We start from the raw sequence: 21,029 nt of genomic DNA on the forward strand, positions 1-21,029 counted from the left end.
GTTAAGCCTCTGAAATATCCACGCGGGTTTCAAATTTCGCCCGATGCACCGAGAAAAACGTGCGCACATTGCGCACGTTCGCCTGTGCCGTGAACGCGCGATGCACGAGTGCGTGATAAGCAGGCATATCGGGCACTTGAGCAACGACAACGAAATCCGGGCCGGTGGATACGCGATAGCACTGCAGCACCGCGGGCTCGTTCAGCATTGCTGTTTCAAAGGCAGCGAGGTTCTCCGCAGCCTGTATATCCAGTGTGATCTCGACGATCGCCGTCAAACTGCTGCCTATCTTCTCTGGCGCCAAGATGGCAACCTGGCGCGTGATTACCCCCGTTTCCACGAGCCGTCGCACGCGGCGCAGGCACGTAGGCGGCGATGCATGGACGCGGCCGGCCAGTTCTTGGTTGGTCAGCGCGCAGTCTTGCTGGAGTTGGACGAGGATGCGCCGGTCGAGGTCGTCTAATTCGACCAAAGGGGATTGATTCACGTACTTTTATTTCATCGGGGAGCTCTAAAAGAAAGAATATTTAATCATACTTATGTAAGAAAATAAGCTTTCATATACACCAAAATTAAGAAATCAAATTTCACCCCAACCAGCGCACAATGCGCCACATACTTACCGAAAACGAGGTTTTCTATGTGCGGAATTGTCGGCGCCGTCGCTCAACGTGACATCACTCCCATCCTGGTCGAGGGCCTGAAGCGGCTGGAATACCGCGGCTATGATTCCTGCGGCGTTGCCTTGTATATGGACGGCGCATTGCGGCGCACGCGCAGCACCAAGCGCGTGGCCGAGCTGGCTGACCAGATCGCCGAGGACAAGCTGTCGGGTTTTACCGGCATTGCGCACACCCGTTGGGCCACCCATGGCGCACCCGCCACGCACAATGCCCATCCGCACTTCTCGCAGCTGGGTAACGACGAGCCTCGTATCGCGTTGGTCCACAACGGCATCATTGAAAACCACGATGAACTGCGCGCCGAATTGCAGGCCGCCGGCTATGTGTTCGAAAGCCAGACCGACACCGAAGTCATCGCGCACTTGGTTAACCACCTGTACAACGGCGACCTCTTCGAGGCCGTGCAACAAGCCGTGCGCCGTCTGGAAGGCGCATACGCCATCGCCGTGTTCTGCCGCGATGAGCCGCATCGTGTCGTGGGCGCGCGCCAGGGTTCGCCCTTGGTCGTGGGCGTGGGCGAAAACGAGAACTTCCTCGCTTCTGACGCCTTGGCACTGGCCGGCACCACCGATCGCATCATTTATCTCGAAGACGGCGACGTAGTGGATCTGCAGCTCTCGCGCGTATGGATCACGGATACCGAAGGCAAGCCGGTCGAGCGCCAGACCCACACTGTGCATGTGCACACGGGTGCTGCCGAGTTGGGCCCCTATCGCCATTACATGCAGAAGGAAATCTTCGAGCAGCCGCGCGCCGTGGGCGATACGCTGCAGGCCATCGAAGCCATCACGCCGGAGCTGTTTGGCGATGAGGCGTACAAGATTTTCAAGAACATCGACTCCGTGTTGATCCTGGCTTGCGGCACCAGCTACTACGCGGGTTTGACGGCGAAATACTGGATTGAATCCATTGCGCAGATTCCTGTCGCAGTCGAAATCGCCAGCGAGTACCGCTATCGCGACAGCGTGCCGAATCCGCGTGCGTTGGTGGTGACCATCTCGCAGTCCGGTGAAACCGCCGACACGCTCGCGGCGTTAAAGCATGCACGATCGCTGGGCATGGAAAATACGCTGACCGTGTGCAACGTATCCACCAGCGCCATGGTGCGCGAATGCAAGCTCGCCTACATCACGCGCGCGGGCGTGGAAATCGGCGTGGCCTCCACCAAAGCCTTCACGACGCAGTTAACGGGTCTGTTCCTGCTGACGCTGGCCTTGGCTCAAGTGCGTGATCGTCTGACCGCTGAACAAGAAGCCGAACACCTCAAAGCCCTGCGTCACCTGCCGGTCGCTATTGGCTCTGTCCTCGCGCTGGAGCCGCAAATCATGGCATGGGCGGATCGATTTGCCACCAAGGAGAATGCGCTATTCCTGGGCCGTGGCATGCACTATCCCATTGCGTTGGAGGGTGCGTTAAAGCTTAAAGAGATCAGCTACATTCACGCGGAAGCCTATCCCGCTGGGGAGCTCAAACATGGCCCGCTGGCGCTTGTGACCGAGCATATGCCGGTGGTGACGATCGCTCCGCGCGATGCGCTGTTGGAAAAGCTGAAATCCAATATGCAGGAAGTGCGCGCCCGTGGCGGCGAGCTATACGTGTTTGCCGATGCGGATAGTCGCATCACTAATAGCGATGGTATGCACGTGATTCGCATGCCGGAGCACTATGGCATGCTGTCGCCGATTCTGCATACGATACCGCTGCAGTTGCTGTCGTATCACACGGCGTGTGCACGTGGGACGGATGTGGATAAACCGCGGAATCTGGCGAAGAGTGTGACGGTGGAGTAAGCACACGCGAAGCCGTGGCGCCTGAATGGAAGACATCAGGCGCCATTATGAACGAACGAAGTGCAATGCCTCTGTCTTTATCCAAGCCAATGACGGAGGATCAAGCCAGACGCACATCATGTTCAGGAAGCACGACCAAATCCTCCCGCCCGGTCGCGTGCAGCTGCATGGCCTCGCGCGCAATCGCGACAATGGCCGCGCCTAGTTTCACCGCGTGATCCGGGCGCCAGCTGGCGATGAGCGGCATGTCGGCCAAGGGATGGTCGCATTGGATCAGACGATAATCGCCGCTCTCGATGAAAGGCCTCGCGCACGCAATGGGCAAGGTCGCGATACCGATATTCTGTTCCAGCAATTTGCGGCTCGCGCCAATCGAAGACACGAAGTGCATGTGATGCGGCCACACACCGTTCTTCTCCATAATGTGCAACAGCGACATATAGGGTTGAGAGTCCCGCGGGAACGTGATGATCGGCCAGCTCGTCAGTTCGCTCAAGCTCATGCGCTGTGGAACATCCGACTCGGCCAGGCAAATCCAGCCCATCTTCATCGCGCCTATTTCGCGGTTGTACATGTTCTCTTCGACAATAGGGTCCGCTTGCAAGGCGATATCGACTTCGCCATTACGCATGAGCTGATGCAGTCGACGCGCGGACTCGGTAGTGAGCTCGATCTGCGCCTCGGGCAGTTCGCGTTCGAGTCCGCGTACCAGTTCGGGAAACCAGGAATGGGTGATGGATTCAATGACCCCCAAACGCAGACGGCGCCGCAGCGGTAGTGCGTCGCGCATGAGATGAAGCATGGATTTGGATGCCTCCACCATTTGCTGAGCGTAGGGCAGCAGCATGCGTCCCGCGTGGGTCAGCTGTACCGAGCGGGCCTTGCGCTCGAACAGCGGCTGGTTGAACTCCTCCTCCAGCGCGGCGATGCGTCCCGAGATGGCGGCTTGCGTCAGATTGCATTTCGCCGCCGCGGCTTTGAAGCTGCGCAGCTGCGCCACCCAAATAAAGGTCTCCAGGAATCGTACATTCACGGCGTTTTTCCCGCCCCGAAGTGAGGCATCAAGCATTTCCGGGGGTAGTTTATTCCAACTTTTAGTTATCGTTGACGCCCGTCATTGCTACGTCATTACAGGTTTCATTAACTTTTTCTTATCTCACAGATCGAAAAAAAAAGTTTGTTGACATCTCGACGCAATGTGAAAATGCGCCTTCCGATTAGGGGAATGCTATGAAAAAGATATCTCGTCTGGCCGCGTTCTGCGGCGTCGCCTGCAGCATGTTGTTCGCCTCCCAAACGGTGTCGGCGGCCAAGGTAAAGTGGGATCTGACCAACGACTACCAAGCCTCTTCGCTTTCCGGTCAGATGGACCAAATGTTTGCGAAGAAGGTCAACGAGCTGACCGACGGGCGCGTGACGGTCAACGTTCACCTCGGCGGATCGCTGGGCTATAAGTCGGCCGACGCGCTGGATGCCGTGGAAACCGGCGCGGTTCAGATCGCCGACTCGTCCAGCTCGTTCTGGGGCGGCCTGGATCCGCTGTTCAAGCTGACCAGCATGCCGTTTGTCGTGTCGACGTATGAAGAAGCCCGTATTCTCTACGATGTGGCGCGTCCTTATTACGAGAAGGCGCTGCTCGAGCGTAATCAATACCTGCTCTATGTGATCCCATGGGCTCCGTCGGGTCTGTGGACGCGTAAGCCGATCAACAACCAAGCCGATCTGGCGAACCTGCGTATTCGCACGTACGATCCGAACGGTATCGTCGCGCTGCGTGCCATTGGCGCCGCTCCGTTGCAAACGCCGATCGGCGATGTGATGCCCATGCTGGCGACCAACGCGCTCGACGGTGTGTTGACGGCGGCCGAAGGCGGCGCGGTGCTGAAGTTCTGGGAACAGCTTCCCCATTACACCGCCATCAACTACGCCATGTCCTTGCAGATCGCCGCGATCAACAAAGACGCGTTCGACGATCTGTCGGAAGCTGATCGCAAGGCCGTCATGCAGGCCGCGAAAGACACCGAGGACTTCGGTTGGAACGAGTTGAAGGCACGCGAAGTGGCGACCTACGAACTCATGCGCAAGAACAACGTGACGATCGCCACGGAAATCGATCCCGCCTTCATGAACGCATTGCGCGACACCAGCAAGACGATTCAGGAAAGCTGGTTGAAGGAAACGGGCGAGCGCGGCCAGAAGATCCTCAGCGACTTCAACGCGCGTAAAGCCGCAGCGAAGTAACGCCTCATTGATGTTGTGTGTCCATGCACGGGATATCCCGGTGCATGGGCAGCACGGGCATCCCGATTTTTCTTTCCTTCAAGCGACTCCGATGAAATTCATCTTGACGATCGCGGATCGAGCCTCCGCGCTCGCCGCTGGGCTCGCGTCCGTGTTATTGGTTTTAATGGTCGCGCACACGGTACTCGAAATCGCGCTGCGTACCGTTGGTATGTCCACCCATGTGCTCGATGAGCTCGTGGGATATGAACTGGCGGCCATGGTTTTCTTGGGCTTAGGACAGGCGCTCAGACAAGGCGCTCTCATCCGCGTGGATATCCTCCTCTCGAAGCTGCGCGGACGTGCGCGCCGGGCTGTCGAGGCGTTGGGCGCCTTTCTGAGCCTGCTGGCTGTCGGCTTCCTGTGCTACTACTTTTACCTAGCCATCACGCGTTTTCTCGCGCGCGGAACACTGAGCAATTCGGTGATCGCGGTGCCGCTTTGGATTCCCAATACGATCATTATGGTCGGTCTGATCATTTTCGGGTTGCAGCTCATCGCCTATCTATTGCGCATGATCAGCGGCGATGCCTCGATCGAGGAACCCAGTCATGCAGAAGTGCTGTAGGAGCCGCACATGAATGAATTGCTAACCGGCGGCATCATGCTGCTGTTGCTGGTGCTATATCTCGGGCTCGGGGTATGGATCTTCATGGGGCTGATTCTGGTATCGGCGACCGCCCTGTATTTCGTGGCCGATTTCTCGCTCACGCGCATCGGATTTAGCCTACAGACCATCGTGTGGTCCAGCTCCACGCGTTGGGAGTTGGCGGCATTGCCCATGTTCATCTGGATGGGCGAGCTGATGTATCGCACCGATATATCCGAACGCTTGTTCCGGGGCCTCGCACCGTTGGTGTCGATGCTGCCTGGCCGTCTGCTGCACGTTAACGTGTTGGGTTGCACGCTGTTTGCCGCCATCAGCGGCTCTAGTAGTGCGACCACGGCGACTGTCGGCAAGATCACCATCAAGAACCTGAAGGAACGCGGTTATTCCGAGAAGCTTGCAATCGGATCGCTGGCCGGCGCGGGCAGCCTGGGACTGCTTATCCCGCCCTCTGTCGTGCTGATTATTTTTGGGGTCGTGGGCGAAGTCTCGATCTCGAAGTTGTTCATGGCGGGCGTGCTGCCGGGGCTGATGACGGCGGCGTTCTATGTCATATACGTCATGATCGTCTCGTCAACCGGCAAGAATGCCGTGCCGCCGGCACCGAAGTATTCTTGGCGCGACCGAATTCGCGGGCTTTATGACATTTCCCCGATTGTCGCGCTCGTCGCGCTCATCATGGGTGGCTTGTATAGCGGTGTGGTGTCCCCTTCGGAAGCGGGCGCGGCTTCCGTTGCGGTGAGCTTGCTCTACATCCTGCTGTCGGGCCAGTTCAGCATTCGCCTGATGCGCGAGTCGCTTGCCTCCACGGTCAACATTTCGTCCATGCTGTGCGCCATCATTATCGCGGCGAATTTTCTATCGACTGCGATGGGGTATCTGCACGTTCCTGCCAGCATTGCCAACGGTATCGCGTCGCTGGACCTGAATCCGTATGTGCTGATCCTGGTGCTCGCATTGTTCTTTACGCTGCTGGGGCTGTTCCTGGAAGGCGTTTCCATCACCGTGATGACCTTGCCCATCACGTTGCCGCTGGTCGTGCAGGCGGGCTTCGATCCCGTGTGGTTCGGCGTGTTCCTGGTGATCGCAGTGGAGATGGCGACCATTACGCCGCCGGTGGGTTTTAACCTGTTTATTCTGCAGGGCTTGACCGACAAGAGCCTCGGTTATGTGGCCCGCGCGGCATTGCCGTTCTTCCTCATTATGCTTTTAAGCGGAGTCCTGATCACGATCTTCCCCGAGATCGCGCTGTGGCTCACGCGTTCCATGTAAACCGATTCTGGAAGTATTGATCATGAGATTACAAGACAAAGTAGCCTTCATCACTGGCGCTGGTACCGGCATCGGTCAGGCGATCGCGCAACAATACGCGCAACAAGGCGCGGCCGTCGCCGTCATTGAGAAAAACGCGGAAAACGGCCGCAAAACCGCCGACGCAATCAACGCAGCCGGTGGCCGTGCGCTGTTTATCGAAACGGACGTGACCGATGAAAAGCAAGTCGCTCACGCGGTGGCGGAAACGGTTCGTACGTTTGGCAAGCTGGATATCCTGGTCAACAACGCCGGCGGTTCGCTGCCGCAGGATGGCCCGGTGACCGAGGTCGACAACGACACCTTCTGGAAGACGATCAATCTCGATCTGTTCGGGACGTGGCTGTGCTGCCGTTATGCCGTGCCGGAAATCGTCGCTGCCGGTGGCGGATCGGTGATCAACATCGTGTCGTTCTATGGCTTGGTGGGCTCGCCCTCGCGTTCGGCATACTCCACGGCGAAAGGCGGCGTGATTGCGCTCACGCGCACCATGGCGGTCGACTACGCGCCGAAGAAGATTCGGGTCAACGGTATTGCTCCCGGCACGACGCTGACCGAGCGCTCGCGCAAGCTGGTCGATACGATCCCTGCCCTGGGCGTTCTGAAAGGACAGCACTTGCTGGGTCTTCTGGAACCCGAAGACATCGCACACACCGCGGTGTACCTCGGCTCTGACGAATCGGCGCGTACCACCGGTCAGATCTTTTCGATCGATAGCGGTCTGACGGCACAGTAGGGTACGTATGGGGCTGCGATTGGATACGACGTCCGGCGATTATGAAATCTTCCGGGCAGGCGACTTTCGTCTGCAATCAGGCGAGGTTCTACCGGACGCGCGCATTGCGTTCAAGACTGCCGGTCGGCTCAATGCGCGAGGCGATAACGCGATCGTTTATCCCACCTCGTATGCAACGCGCCATACCGATATCGAGTGGATGGTCGGCCCGGGGCGTGCGCTGGATACCGACCACTATTACGTGGTCATTCCGAACATGCTCGGCAATGGCTTGTCCAGCTCGCCGAGCAATACCGACGCGGCGTGTTTCCCGGCTGTGTCGGTGCTGGATAACGTGGTGCTTCAGCATGAGTTGTTGTTCGAGCAACTAGGCGTGCGGCGCTTGGCCTTGGCCGTGGGGTTTTCCATGGGTGCGCAGCAAGCGTATCAATGGGCCGCGGCCTATCCCGAGAAAGTGGCGTGTCTGGCAGCGATTTGCGGGACGGCGCGTACCACGCGTCACAACTTTGTGTTCCTCGAAGGCGTCAAGGCCGCGCTGACAGGCGATCCCACATGGAACGGCGAGCAATTCGTCGGCCGTGCCGAACGCGGTCTAAAGGCGATGGCGCGCGTGTATGCGGGATGGGGACTGTCGCAGGCCTTTTATCGGCACGAGCTGTATAAAGGCATCGGATACGCCAACCCGGAGGAGTTCATCGTCAACGACTGGGAACGTTTCTTCGGTCGTCATGATGCCAATGACCTGCTGGCCATGCTGCACACATGGCAACGCACAGACATCAGCGACAATCCCCTATACGGTAAAGACCTGCCCCGCGCGCTCGGTTCGATCCAGGCCAAGAGCTTGATCATGCCGAGCCGTACGGATTTGTATTTCACCGTGCCCGATATCGAGGCCGAGGCGAGCATGATTCCCGATGCCAGGATGCAAGTCATCGAGACCGATTGGGGCCATCGTGTGAATAATCCCAAGCAGAATCCTCGCGACGCGGATTTTGTGCAGGATCGTATCCGCGAATTGCTTGCGGCTGTGTGAGCGGGGCGCAGCTCGCGCAATCGGTATCGACGCTACTGTGAACGCTGTGCCTATCACCGGGCAGAGTTGCTGCCCTCATAACGTTCAGGGCCTGTATCCCTACGATTAGGAATACAGGCCCTGAATCTTATGCACGGGGCATCACGTGGGGGATGTCCGACCCCGCCATCAGCGTCAGTCGGACATTCTGGCGCAACGCTTATACCGCGCCGTATCCACCACCTCCCGGCGTTTCCACGACAAACACATCACCCGCACGCAACTGCGCGCTATCCTGCGCTGCCAGCTCTTCAACCGTTCCATCCGCACGCTCGATGTAGTTGCGGCCGACCATCGCCGGGCTACCGCCCGCCAAGCCAAACGGCGCATACACGCGATTGTTCGACAGAATGGCCGCCGTCATGTCCTCGAGGAAGCGCATGCGGCGAATGCCACCGTCGCCGCCGCGATAACGGCCCGCGCCGCCCGAACCGTGACGGATCTCGTACGACTCAAGACGCACGGGGAAGCGCAGCTCCAGCACTTCAGGGTCGGTCAGACGAGAGTTTGTCATATGAGCCTGAACCACCGACGTACCCGCGAAACCTTCGTCATGGGGTCCCGCGGCATCGATGCGCATTGGACCCGCACCCGTGCCGCCCGAGATGGTCTCGTAGTACTGATAACGCGCGTTCCCGAACGTGAAGTTGTTCATCGTGCCCTGGCTCGCGGCCAGCACGCCCAGCGCGCCATACAGCGCGTTGACGATACACATCGACGTTTCGACGTTACCCGCTACGACCGAGGCCGGCGGATTTGGGCGCAGCATCGAACCCTCGGGGATGATGATCTCGATGGGCTTCAAGCACCCCGCGTTCAACGGAATGTCGTCATCGACCATGGTGCGGAACACATACAGCACGGCGGCAACCGCAATCGCGCCAGGCGCGTTGAAGTTGTTATCCAGCTGTGCGGACGTGCCCGTGAAATCGACCACGGCCGTACGCGCTTCGCGGTTCACGCTGACGGCGACGCGAATGACCGCGCCGTTATCCAAGGGGTACTCGAACTTGCCGTCCTTCAACACCGAGATCACGCGACGCACGGCTTCTTCGGCATTGTCTTGCACGTGGCCCATATAGGCGCGCACGACATCCAGACCGAAGTGATCGCACATGCGCAGCAGTTCCTGCACGCCCTTCTCGTTAGCGGCGATCTGCGCGTGCAAGTCGGCGATGTTTTGATCCGGGTTACGCGCGGGCCAGCGGCCCGAGGCCAGGATTTCGCGTGCAGCGGCATCGCGGAACTCGCCATTGCGCACCAGTTGGAAGTTGGTGAACAGCACACCTTCGTCTTCGACAGTCTTGGAATCCGGCGGCATGGAGCCCGGCGTGGTGCCGCCGATATCGGCGTGGTGGCCACGCGATCCAACAAAGAACAGGATCTCGTTGCCTTCACGATCGAACACCGGCGTGATGACGGTGACATCGGGCAAGTGCGTGCCGCCGTGATAGGGATCATTCACCACATACGCGTCGCCCGGCTGCATGCGGCCAGCGTTGGCGTTCATGATGGTTTTGATCGACTCGCCCATCGATCCTAGATGCACCGGCATGTGCGGAGCGTTGGCAATCAGATTGCCTTCGGCGTCAAAGATCGCGCAAGAGAAGTCCAGGCGTTCCTTGATGTTGACCGAGTAAGCCGTGTTCTGCAGGCGATAGCCCATCTGTTCGGCAATGGACATGAAGAGGTTGTTGAACACCTCCAGCATGACCGGATCGGCCTGAGTGCCCACGGCACGACGTTCCGGACGTGCCTCGACGCGCTTGAGCACGATGTGATCGAGCTGCGTCAGTTCTGCCTGCCAGCCGGGTTCAACAATGGTCGTCTGGTTCGGCTCGGAGATGATCGCGGGTCCCGGGATGACATCACCCGGAATCAGATCCGCACGCACATACAGCGGCGTATCGCGCCATGCGCCCTGCCCGTACATCTGCACGGTTTCGCGCGCAGCGAGTGCGGTGTCGCGGGTGCGCGTTTCTGGTTGCTCCGTCGCCGGTTCGCCGCCGCCGGTTGCTTCGACCGAAATGGTCTCGACCACGAGTTCACGACCGGGCATCAAGAACGAATAACGCTGACGATAAGCGGCCTCGAAGTCCTTTTGAACTTGCTCGATGTCCGCGAACGCGACCTCCAGTGCGGTGTCGGTGCCTCGGTATTTCAGGTGCAGACGACGCAATACACGGATCTGATCTTGCGGCACATGCTGACGTTCCAGCTCGCCTTGAGCTTGTGCGGCCAGCTCGTCGAGCTCGCTTTGCAGTTCAGCCATCAATGCTGCGTCGAGTACTTTCTCCACGCTCTTTTGACGCATATCCGTCTGATCGGCCAAGCCCATGCCATAGGCCGACAGCACGCCGCCCAAGGGGTGCGCGAAAACCGTCGTCATGCCCAACGCGTCGGCAACCAAGCAAGCGTGTTGACCACCCGCGCCACCGAACACGGTCAACGCGTATTCGGTCACATCATGGCCGCGCTGCACCGAGATGCGCTTGATGGCTTCGGCCATATTGCCCACGGCGATTTCGAGGAAGCCTTCGGCCAGTTGCTCAGGCGTCATCTCGCGGCCGGTGGCCGTGCGGATTTCGTCAGACATCGCGGTAAAGCGCTCGCGTACGACGTCGGCATCCAGCGGCTGATCGGCCTGCGGGCCAAAGACACGCGGGAAGTAATCTGGCTGAATCTTGCCAAGCAAGACGTTGCAGTCCGTCACGGCCAACGGGCCGCCACGGCGATAGCACGCCGGGCCGGGGTTGGCGCCAGCCGAATCCGGGCCCACGCGCAGACGCGCGCCATCGAAATGCAGGATCGATCCACCGCCCGCGGCCACGGTATGGATGCTCATCATCGGCGCACGCATGCGCACGCCAGCGACTTGCGTATCGAACTCGCGCTCGAATTCACCCGCATAGTGCGACACATCGGTGGACGTGCCACCCATATCGAATCCGATGATGCGATTAAAGCCAGCCAGCTCGCTGGTGCGAACCATGCCGACAATGCCGCCCGCCGGGCCGGACAGAATGGCGTCCTTGCCGCGGAAGCGATGCGCATCGGTCAAGCCACCGCTGGATTGCATGAACATCAGGCGGATGCCGGGCAATTCGCTCGCCACCCGATCGACATAGCGCTTCAAGATGGGCGACAGATACGCATCGACCACCGTGGTGTCGCCACGCGAGACATACTTGATCAACGGACTGACTTCGTGCGAGGCCGATACCTGCGTGAACCCGATCTCGCGCGCGATGTCGGCGGCGCGTTTTTCATGTGCAGGCGCGTACCAAGCGTGCAAGAACACGACGGCGACCGAACGCACGCCATCGTCATAGACACGCTGCAGATTCTCGCGCAGAGCGGCTTCGTCCAATGGACGTACCACTTCGCCTTTGGCGTCCATGCGCTCATCGGCTTCGACCACGGACTCGTACAGCAATTCGGGCAAGACGATGTTGCGATCAAAGAGGCGCGGACGGTTCTGATACGCGATGCGCAGCCCGTCGCGGAAACCCTTGGTGGTCACCAGAACGGTACGCTCGCCTTTGCGCTCCAGCAGCGCATTGGTCGCGACCGTGGTGCCCATCTTCACGCATTCGACTTGATCGGCGGGTACGGGCTGTCCGGGCGCGATGCCCAGCAGTTTACGGATCCCGGCAACGGCCGCATCGCGATACTGCTCGGGGTTTTCCGACAGCACTTTCGCGGTGGTGGTGGTCCCATCGGGGCGTCGCGCCACGATGTCGGTAAACGTACCCCCACGATCAATCCAGAATTGCCATTTCATAAATAACCTCGACTACTAGAGGCCGCCGGGACGTATGTCGCACCGGTCGGTTGTTGCTGGCGGGGCAATACCCCGCGTGTTTGAATCAAAGAGAGGTCGCCGCTCGCGCCGCCTGGTCGTACAAGCCGGATAGCGCCCGCAGCGTATGCGCCAGTTGGCGGCTGAATTCGAGTTCGCCGCCATTTGGCGCGGTCAAGCCCGTGGTCAGGCACTGTTCGCGGATCTCCCCATACCGTTTGATGATGGCCGCGCCTTCGGGCGTCACGCTATAGAAGACCTCCTTGCCATTGCGCTCGCCGCGCACCATGCCCATGCGGTCGAGTTTCTTGAGCGCATAGTTAACGATGTGGGTGTCTTCGATATTTAACGTGAAGCAGATATCGGCGAGCTTCTTCGCCCGCTGACGATGGTAGACGTGGTGAAACACCATGACGTCGGTTGGCGTCAGGTCCGGCAATCCGGCCGCGGCCATGCAGCGAACGATCCAGCGGTCGAAGGCATGGCTGGCGATCATAAGGCCGAATTCGACCTCCGACAGGTCGGGCGCACTACCGTCGGCCAGATGTGCCGATGACGCGATAAGGGGAGACTTCATAGGCGAAAAATTGAGCATCGTTTACGGAATGCTATCAATTTGTCGATAATTCATCAATAAAAATTCGGTGATACCGTAGGCCTTCCCGAGTTTCGAGCGCAAAAAACACCGGCCCTTGTGGCTAAAGGGCCGGCCTGCGTAAAGGTAAATCCACGCGGGAGTGAGCGTGATCGGCGTGGGTGTGCCCGCTAGGATTTACTGGTAGATGGCTTCCACAACAGCACAACCCCCAGGGACACCACGATGCACGTGGCCCCGGCTAACTGCCAAGACGTCACGGTTTCGCCCAGCATTAACACCCCAGCCAGCAATCCGATGACCGGCACCCCCAGACTGAACGGCGCGATACGGTTGGCGGGATGACGGCGTAGCAATCCGGTCCACAGTGCGTAGGCCAGGATCGTCGCGAACCATCCCAGATAAATCGCCGAGAGCCAACTCGCCCACGACGCCGAGGTCCATGCCCAGCGGGTTTCAACGGGGTCAAGCAGCCAGCTTGCCAGACAAAACGGAATGATAGGCACCAGGCTGGACCAGACCACGAAGCCGAGCGCGTTAAAGCCCTCGACCTTCTGCTGTGCCCGGCGCGCGATAATGTTCGAGCCCGCCCACATCGCGGCGGCGGCCAGATTCAGCAGGAACCCCGCGACGGTTGTGCCAACCAGCAAGGAACGGTCGGCATGGTCGCCCACATAGTTCATCGCGAAGCATCCCAAGCCAACCGCCGCACATACCAAGCCGAGTTGCAGGGGCCGCGTCAATTTTTCCTTGAGCAGCACATAGCCGAAGATCGCCGTGAAAAACACCTGAGTCTGCATCAGCACCGACGCCAGCGCGGCGGTCATGCCGACCTTCAGTGCCACAAAGAGCAAACCGAACTGGCCCACGCCTTGGCACAGCCCATAAGCCAACAACCACTTCCACGCATCCTTTGGCGCGCGCACCAGAAAGATCAACGGGAGCAATGCGAACACATATCGCGCGGCACCGAGTTGGAATGGCGTGAAGTCGACCAACGCGACTTTCATCGTCACGAAGTTCAGGCCCCAGATCACCACGACGGCGAGCGCGGAAAGGATATCCCCTCCGCTCAGCGCCAGCGGTGACGACGGTATATTTGAATTCAATACGCTTGTTCTCATGCCATTGCCTGCCCGCCGTTAAGATCCAGTGCCACACCCGTGATGAACGACGCATCGTCGGAGGCTAAAAATGATACTGCCGCCGCGACGTCTTCCACCGAGCAATAGCGCCGTAGTGGAATATCGCTGAGGATTTTGGCGCGCTCCTCTTCGGTTCTGCGTTCGGCCCAGAGGCGCTGGGTACGTTCGGTCATCACGACGCCGGGGCATACGCAATTGACAGTGATCCCGCTGGGGCCAAACTCCGTGGCCATTTGCCGGGTCATCGCGGCAACGGCACCCTTGGACGCCGCATAGTTGGCGCCCGCAATCAGGCTGGAAAACCGGCCCGCCTTGGAGCCAAAATTCACGATACGGCCATAACGCCGTTGCATCATGGATGGTAGTACCGCCTGGCTCGTCCACACCACCGACATGACGTTCAGCGTCATGACGCGTTCCCAGTCTCGCCCGCTTTCTTCCATCAAAGGAAAAGGAGTGTGCAGCGATCCGCCCGCGTTATTCACCAATACGTCTACGCCTCCCGCTTTGGCCTGGATATCAGCAATTCCCGAGCGAATGCTGTCTGCGCAAGCAGAATCCATGATCGCGTGGTGCAGCGTGATGCCATGCGCGCGAGCCGCGGCGTAGGCACGCTCAAGTGCATCGTTGTCGCGGTCGGCTATCCACACTTGTGCGCCTTCTGCCGCCAGGCGCACGGCGGTGGCAAAACCAATACCTCGCGCCGCGCCCGTTACTAATGCGGTGCGAGAAGAAAACCGTCGGCACGCAACCGCCAGCAGTTGCTCGGAGACTTCGGGCGTGGCTTCTGAGTAAATTGAAGCGTCTGACATGGTTATTCCACTTTGATGCCGGCTTCTTGAATGACCTTCGCCCAGCGCTTGCTTTCCGCCTGAATCGCGTTGCGGAAATCTTCGGAGGATCCACCGACAGGATCGGCGCCGACGCTGGCCAGACGGGCGCGGAATTCCGGATCTTGCAACGCCTCATTAACCACGCCGTTGATGCGTTCCACGATTGTTGGATCCGTGCCCGCGGGGGCTAAAAGCGAGAACCAGCCCTGCGATTCGAACCCTTTGACCCCTTGCTCATCAAGTGTGGGAATGTCCGGTGCCGACTTCGAACGCTCCAACGTGGTCACCGCCAGCGCCTTGACGGTGCCGGCACGTATCTGGGGCAAGGAGGCGGGCAGGTTATCGAACATCATTTCGATATGACCACCCAGCAGGTCCTGCAAAGCCGGCGCGCTGCCACGGTAAGGGATATGGGCGATCTTCGTGCCTGTCATCGATGCGAACATCTCGGAAGACAAGTGCGGCGTTCCGCCCACGCTGGAGGAGCCGTAGCGAACCTTGCCAGGATTGTCCTTGATGTATTGAATGAGTTCAGGCACGGAGTTAACCGGCAGATCCTTATTCACGATCAACACATTAGGAACGGACGCCACCATGACGATAGGGTCCAGATCCTTTTTCGGGTCGAACGGGATATTGCTAAACAGTAGCGGGTTGATGGTGAGCGTCTGCGGCGCCCCGACGACCAGCGTATAGCCGTCCGCGGGCGATCGGACCACCTCGCCCACGCCAATATTTCCGCTCGCGCCTGATCGGTTCTCCACCACAAAGGGTTTTCCAAACGCGTTTTGCAAGCGTTCGGCCACCAGGCGTCCCGCCACATCGGTCGCCCCTCCCGGCGGGAAGGGGACCACAACCTTTACCGGCCGGTTTGGATAGTCGGCGGCCCAGGCCGGCCCACCCACACTCAACAACACGCCGGCAATCGTTGCCGTGATCCACTTCTTAAACATAGCAGTCTCCTCTCAGGTGTGTGACCTAATTCATCCACGTCCCGCCGTTGACATCCAGCGAGTGGCCTGTGATGTACCTTGCGGCGGGAGAGGTCAGGAATCTCGCCGCTTCCGCGATCTCCTCGGGCGTGCCCAGCCTGCCTAAAGGAATCTGCCGGGACAGTTCGCCCCACCGCTCCTTGGGGATCATCGTCCCTTCGATGGAGCCGGGCACGACCGCATTGACTCTGACGCCTTGTGGCGCCAACTCGATGGCGAGCGATTTGACCAGGCTCAGCACGCCGGCCTTGGACGCGCAGTAATGCGGTTTCGTGCCAGAAGGCGAAGCCGACAACGCGGCGTATCCCGTGCGGGCCGCGCGCGAGGCAACCATCACCATCGCACCGGCTGTTTCTCGCAGATAAGGGATCGCGGCCTGCGCCACGAAGAACGCGCCGTTCAGATTGACGTTGATCACCTTGACCCACTCTTCCGGCGTGATTTCCTCGACGGGCTTGGCCGGGGCCGTGATGGCCGCGCAATGGATGACGGCCTCGACCGGCCCAAGGTCCGCCGCATAGCGCATCATGGCCGCCGCAGAATCCGGGTTGGCGATATTGGTCTCGATGAACGACACGTTGGCAGCCGTCTGCGGCGGATGCTTGAGGTCGCCGATGACGACCGAGTGTGTCGCACTGAAGTTCTGCACGCATGCCCAGCCGATATTGCTGGCGCCGCCTGTAATGACCACAACGGGTTCTTTCATTTCAAGCCTCAATAGTCGGAAGCGGGAACGTGGCTCGCTGCGGTGTCCACATTGACGTCGATCACCGTGGGAACGGTCGCGGTGCGTGCCTCTTCGAGGGCTTTGAGCAAGCCTTCGTAGGTGTTGACGCGAACGCCATGGCAGCCCATGCCTCGCGCCATCATCGCAAAGTCGGTATCGCTGAAATCAACCGCGATCCGGCGACCCTTCATGTTGTCGCGAACCATTCCCAGTCCATGGTTGTTCGCGACAATAACGGTAATTGGCAGGTTTTCCTGCACGCAAGTCGCCAACGTGGTGAAGGTCATCGCGGCGCCACCATCACCGATCAGGCTGATGACATGGCGCTCGGGATAAACGAGCTTGGTGGCGGCCGCCGCAGGCAGACCCCAGCCCATGCCGCCCACGCCGCCTGGTACCACAAGCTGACCGGGCGTCTTGATGCGCAATGCGCTGGTGGCCCAAATACGATTGTTGCCGGCGTCCAAGGTCAGCATGCTGTCGGGCGTGAGCGTTTGATCGAGTGCGCGGATGATATGCGTGTAGTGCAACGTGCCTTCGGCCACTGGCAGTTCGGGCAAGGAGTTATAGCCGTACTCTTCCTTCAGTCCCGTCAGATGACGAATACGGCTTTGGCGTTGCGATTCGCCGAGCTCATGCTCAGCCAGCTCGCGCAGGAATTCCGCCGCGTCGGCCGTGACCGCCTCGTTAACGGGAACCACCCAACCCGCGTTGCGCGGATCGACGTCTACCTGCACCCACGTCTGCTGCGCCGGATTGATCATTTTTTCGTCGCGGAAACGCAGATAATCCGGTCCCAGGCTCGAGCCGAGCACCAGCACGAGATCGGCGCGTTCGAGGCAACGGTTAGCGGTACGCGAACCCCAGGTACCCAGCATGCCTGCCGCGATGTCGCTGGTCTCGTCGATCACGCCCTTGCCGTTATAGCTGGTCAGCACCGCAATGCCGGCGCGACCCGCGACCGCCGCGAGGCGCTCGCGCCCAGCATCGTTTTGCAAACCGTTGCCTGCGATGATGACTGGACGAGTGGCTTTGGCTACCAGTTGTGCGACGCGTGCGACCGCTTCCTTGTCCACGGCCGGCGGGCAATACTGCAAATAGCCCTTGGACGGGTAGAGCTTCACGCGCGCGTTTTCGGGGATTTCGCGCTTGATGATCGGGCTCTTCATGATGACCGCGGCTGGGCCGGTGCGCGGCAGCGAGGCGTGCTTATAGGCCAGCTGCAGGCCATAAACCGCTTCGTGCGGCTCGGTCGCATAGGCGCAGAACTTGGTCATCGTCTTCATGACGGCCTGAATGTCGGCCGCGCCGTAGTCGCCCGTCATCGTCTGGTAGACGCCGTACATGCCAAAGCCGTCATAGCACGAGGTATCCGTCAGGACGACCATCGGTGTGCCAGCGAAGTACGCTTCGATAATGCCGAAGGCACCGGTGGTGCTGGCGAACGGCCCCTGCCCCATATATACGCCCGGCTTGCCGGTCAACCGACCATATACCTGCGCCATCACCGACGCCACCTGCTCGCTGCGGGTAAGCACCACGCGCAATTTGTCGCGCACCTCATGAAACTCATCCAGCATCCAAGTGATGCCCAGGCCGGGCAGCGTAAAGGCGTGGGTAACGCCACATTCGAGCAGGGTTTCGACAACGGCTTTTTTGGTAGTAGTCATGCTTGGCATCCTTGGAAAACAGAGATACATGCAAACGCTTGCATTTAACGACGGATGTATCCCTAATAAATAAAAAAGTTTGGTCAGGATTGTGTAGCGGCGCTGCCGTTGCGGTTAAAGCTTGACGGGCGCCGCCGTGGTAGAGGGATTCGTTGCTGGAACATCGACCCGGCGTTAGGCAGCGGCCTGCATGCCCCAGCGTTGGACAGTACGTCGCTCGATCGTGCGGAATATCAGGTTCTCCACGACGAGGCCAATGATGATGATGGTCAACAGTCCGGCAAATACCGCCGAGGTGTCCAGCTGGTTCTTTTTCTCATAAATAAACCAACCCAGGCCGCCACTGCTGGAACTCACGCCGAACACCAGCTCCGCGGCAATCAGCGTGCGCCAGGCAAACGCCCAGCCAATCTTCAGCCCCGACAGGATGCTGGGAAAGGCGGCCGGAATCAGTATCTTCATGACAAAAGACAGATGCGACATGCCGTAGTTTCTGCCCACCATCTTCAAGGTCGCCGATACCGACTGAAAACCTGAATAGGTGTTGAGCGTCACTGCCCACAACACGGAGTGCACCAACACAAACACGATGGTCAGCTTACCCAGGCCAAACCAGATCAGCGCCAATGGCAATAGCGCGATCGCGGGCAGCGGGTTGAACATCGCTGTCATGACTTCGAGGAAGTCGGTGGCCAGCCGGTTCGTGATGGCCAGTAGCGTCAGCACCGCGGCAATGACCAGGCCCACGCCATAACCAATCATCAGTATATCGAGCGAGCTCAGCACACGGTCCGGCAGTTCGCCCGCGACAATGCTGTTCCACAGCGCCTGACAAGTGTCGACGAAGGTCGGCAGCAGCAGATCGTTGTTCAGATAGAGGGCGTAGCCTTGCCAGATACCGGCGAGGATGACCAGCACGAATGTCTTGCGTATCCATCCTTGGTCCCATAGACGCACGGCCAGTGGCAATGTGTTTTGCGTGACCTGCAGCGTGGCAGCGTCATTGGGGGCGTTAGGGGCGCTGGGGGGATGACCCACAGCCTGGTTCACCATCACATTCTCACGCATGACTGACCTCTTCGACATGATCCGCGAATAGTAGATGTTTGATTTCGTCTTCCAGCGCGGCTTGGGCGCCTTCGTGTGGGCTGTTCCAATCCACACCATTCAATTCGGCTTTCACGCGGCCAGGGTGGGGAGACAGCAACAGGATACGGTTGCCAATACGCACCGCCTCGGGGATCGAGTGCGTGACGAACAACACCGTGAAATGCGTGTCGTCCCACAGCTGCATCAGTTCGTCTTGCATCTTGCGGCGCGTTAAGTCGTCCAGCGCGGCAAAAGGCTCGTCCATCAGAATGACGTCGGGCTCCATGGCCATGCCGCGCGCGATCGCCACGCGTTGCTTCATCCCGCCCGAGAGCATGTGTGGATAGCTGTCGACGAACTTGCCCAGGTTGACCTTGTTGAGATAGTGCAGCGCTCTTTCCTCGGCCTGTTTGCCGCTCAGGCGTCCCGAGGCTTCAAGCGCGAACATCACGTTCTGCTTCACCGTTTTCCACGGCAGCAGCTGATCAAATTCCTGGAATACCATCATCCGATCCGGCCCGGGACGGGTAATTGGTTTGCCTTGCAGCAGGATCTGGCCTTCAGTGGGCCGCAGATAGCCACCCACCGCCTTCAATAGCGTGGATTTCCCGCATCCAGAGGGACCGAGCAAGATATACCGGTCACCTTTCTGGACGGTGAAGTCGACGCGATACGTCGCGGTGACCAGGTGTTCGGGCGTTCGATACTGCAGGGTGACGCCTTTTACTTCGACTAAGGGCTGGTTCATACTGTCTCCCCGGCTTCATGGCCTGCAGGCAGGCGGTTGCCGTTTATGAATGCTTGTACAGATGCAAAGTCTGGTTCATAGTCCCCGTCAGAACGACGGTGGATATGACAGGCGTGTGGCTCGGCGAAGTGGGCCGGCAACAAGAGCGCATGGTCATCCGCGCAGGCCGATAACAATCGTCTGCGCGTCTGTATGCCCAGTTCCGGCACATCGTCAAAGCCCGTATATAGCTCGGGATAGCGGATCTGCAGGGGGTGATGAAAGATATCCCCCGTGAAGTATCCTGAGTGGCCTTGCGAGGCGAGTCGGATACATATATGGCCATGCGTGTGGCCGGGACCCGGTTCAACGATCAACACGCCATCGATATCGAAGCCATCCTCAACCAGTACCATCTGGCCGGATTCGACCACGGGCAGAATGCTGTCTTCGAACACGTTGTCATTGATCGGTCTGTGCTGATAGTCAGCTCGTCGTGCATCCCAGCGATTGAATTCCGCACGGCCAAACAGATATCGAGCGTTCGGAAACGTCGGTACCCATCGTCCGTCTACCAGCCGGGTATTCCAGCCGACGTGATCGCAATGCAGATGCGTGCACATCACATAGTCGATGTCTTCCACGCCCACACCCAGATCGGCTAGCCGGGATAGCCACGGCGTATCCCGCATATCGAAACGCGGGACGTGAGGCCGCCTCTTATGATTGCCGACACACGTGTCCACCAAAATCAGGTGTTTGGGCGTGCGCACCAGCCAGCTGTGAATGCTCGTGCGAAACCGGCACACCGTCGGGTCGTAGAACCCGGGTGCTATCCAGTCCTGAACCGGCTCAAGCATGCGCGGCTCATACGCCGGAAAGAGCTCGTGTGGCTGAAAACCCAGCCCCAATGATTCTTCAATCCGGTCAATGGCGACATCGCCGATCTGCAATCTCATGGTGGCGT

18 protein-coding genes are annotated in these 21,029 nt (G+C 59.4%); 6 read left to right on the forward strand and 12 right to left on the reverse strand.

From position 1 onward, the window contains the following. Position 1 precedes the first annotated feature (1 nt). Positions 2-487, reverse strand: coding sequence for a winged helix-turn-helix transcriptional regulator (locus GOQ28_RS05955; RefSeq protein WP_160355795.1), 486 nt, complete (start codon positions 485-487; stop codon positions 2-4). 153 nt (positions 488-640) lie between these two features. Between GOQ28_RS05955 and glmS the strand changes: the two genes are divergently transcribed. Next, on the forward strand, positions 641-2,473 hold the full coding sequence (gene glmS / locus GOQ28_RS05960) for a glutamine--fructose-6-phosphate transaminase (isomerizing) (RefSeq protein ID WP_160355796.1): 1,833 nt from the start codon (positions 641-643) through the stop codon (positions 2,471-2,473). A gap of 100 nt (positions 2,474-2,573) precedes the next feature. Here the strand turns inward: glmS and GOQ28_RS05965 are convergent, their stop codons facing one another. Beyond that, the gene (locus tag GOQ28_RS05965) at positions 2,574-3,506 is read right to left on the reverse strand and encodes a LysR substrate-binding domain-containing protein (RefSeq protein WP_160351061.1); all 933 of its coding nucleotides are present in this window, start codon (positions 3,504-3,506) and stop codon (positions 2,574-2,576) included. A 197-nt stretch (positions 3,507-3,703) separates the two neighbouring features. On the opposite strand from GOQ28_RS05965, the gene GOQ28_RS05970 reads away from it, so the two are divergent. From GOQ28_RS05970 to GOQ28_RS05990, 5 genes are all read left to right on the forward strand, one after another. Continuing rightward, positions 3,704-4,714, forward strand: a complete 1,011-nt coding sequence (locus tag GOQ28_RS05970) for a TRAP transporter substrate-binding protein (protein ID WP_160355797.1) — start codon at positions 3,704-3,706, stop codon at positions 4,712-4,714. A 91-nt stretch (positions 4,715-4,805) separates the two neighbouring features. Beyond that, on the forward strand, positions 4,806-5,321 hold the full coding sequence (locus tag GOQ28_RS05975) for a TRAP transporter small permease subunit (protein WP_160351059.1): 516 nt from the start codon (positions 4,806-4,808) through the stop codon (positions 5,319-5,321). A 9-nt stretch (positions 5,322-5,330) separates the two neighbouring features. Beyond that, the gene (locus GOQ28_RS05980) at positions 5,331-6,632 is read left to right on the forward strand and encodes a TRAP transporter large permease (RefSeq protein ID WP_160355798.1); all 1,302 of its coding nucleotides are present in this window, start codon (positions 5,331-5,333) and stop codon (positions 6,630-6,632) included. 22 nt (positions 6,633-6,654) lie between these two features. Next, a complete protein-coding gene (locus tag GOQ28_RS05985) occupies positions 6,655-7,407 on the forward strand; it encodes an SDR family NAD(P)-dependent oxidoreductase (RefSeq protein WP_202109635.1) in 753 nt (250 codons plus the stop codon). A gap of 7 nt (positions 7,408-7,414) precedes the next feature. Beyond that, a complete protein-coding gene (locus GOQ28_RS05990; protein WP_160355799.1) occupies positions 7,415-8,443 on the forward strand; it encodes an alpha/beta fold hydrolase in 1,029 nt (342 codons plus the stop codon). A 199-nt stretch (positions 8,444-8,642) separates the two neighbouring features. Here the strand turns inward: GOQ28_RS05990 and GOQ28_RS05995 are convergent, their stop codons facing one another. The 10 genes from GOQ28_RS05995 to GOQ28_RS06040 all read right to left on the reverse strand — a co-directional run bounded on the left by GOQ28_RS05995 (position 8,643) and on the right by GOQ28_RS06040 (position 21,021). Then, entirely contained in the window at positions 8,643-12,266 is a 3,624-nt protein-coding gene (locus GOQ28_RS05995; protein ID WP_160355800.1) for a hydantoinase B/oxoprolinase family protein, read from the reverse strand. An 85-nt stretch (positions 12,267-12,351) separates the two neighbouring features. Further along, positions 12,352-12,861, reverse strand: a complete 510-nt coding sequence (locus GOQ28_RS06000) for a winged helix DNA-binding protein (protein WP_160355801.1) — start codon at positions 12,859-12,861, stop codon at positions 12,352-12,354. A gap of 188 nt (positions 12,862-13,049) precedes the next feature. Next, the gene (locus GOQ28_RS06005; RefSeq protein ID WP_202109636.1) at positions 13,050-14,003 is read right to left on the reverse strand and encodes an EamA family transporter; all 954 of its coding nucleotides are present in this window, start codon (positions 14,001-14,003) and stop codon (positions 13,050-13,052) included. After that, a complete protein-coding gene (locus GOQ28_RS06010) occupies positions 14,000-14,836 on the reverse strand; it encodes an SDR family NAD(P)-dependent oxidoreductase (protein ID WP_160355802.1) in 837 nt (278 codons plus the stop codon). The genes GOQ28_RS06005 and GOQ28_RS06010 overlap by 4 nt, the downstream gene beginning before the upstream one ends. A gap of 2 nt (positions 14,837-14,838) precedes the next feature. After that, positions 14,839-15,810 (reverse strand): Bug family tripartite tricarboxylate transporter substrate binding protein, encoded by a 972-nt coding sequence (locus tag GOQ28_RS06015; protein ID WP_160355803.1) that lies wholly within the window; start codon positions 15,808-15,810, stop codon positions 14,839-14,841. A gap of 25 nt (positions 15,811-15,835) precedes the next feature. Beyond that, positions 15,836-16,555, reverse strand: a complete 720-nt coding sequence (locus tag GOQ28_RS06020) for an SDR family NAD(P)-dependent oxidoreductase (RefSeq protein WP_160355804.1) — start codon at positions 16,553-16,555, stop codon at positions 15,836-15,838. Between the two features lie 8 nt (positions 16,556-16,563). Then, a complete protein-coding gene (locus tag GOQ28_RS06025; protein WP_160355805.1) occupies positions 16,564-18,246 on the reverse strand; it encodes a thiamine pyrophosphate-binding protein in 1,683 nt (560 codons plus the stop codon). Positions 18,247-18,420: 174 nt separating this feature from the next. After that, a complete protein-coding gene (locus GOQ28_RS06030) occupies positions 18,421-19,314 on the reverse strand; it encodes an ABC transporter permease (protein WP_160355806.1) in 894 nt (297 codons plus the stop codon). After that, on the reverse strand, positions 19,307-20,083 hold the full coding sequence (locus GOQ28_RS06035; protein ID WP_160355807.1) for an ABC transporter ATP-binding protein: 777 nt from the start codon (positions 20,081-20,083) through the stop codon (positions 19,307-19,309). The genes GOQ28_RS06030 and GOQ28_RS06035 overlap by 8 nt, the downstream gene beginning before the upstream one ends. Further along, positions 20,080-21,021 (reverse strand): MBL fold metallo-hydrolase, encoded by a 942-nt coding sequence (locus GOQ28_RS06040; RefSeq protein ID WP_160355808.1) that lies wholly within the window; start codon positions 21,019-21,021, stop codon positions 20,080-20,082. Before GOQ28_RS06040 ends, GOQ28_RS06035 begins: the two co-directional genes overlap by 4 nt. Positions 21,022-21,029: the final 8 nt, after the last annotated feature.

Origin of the sequence: Bordetella sp. 02P26C-1 (genome assembly GCF_009763255.1) — a bacterium.
Taxonomy (GTDB): Bacteria; Pseudomonadota; Gammaproteobacteria; order Burkholderiales; family Burkholderiaceae_B; genus Bordetella_A.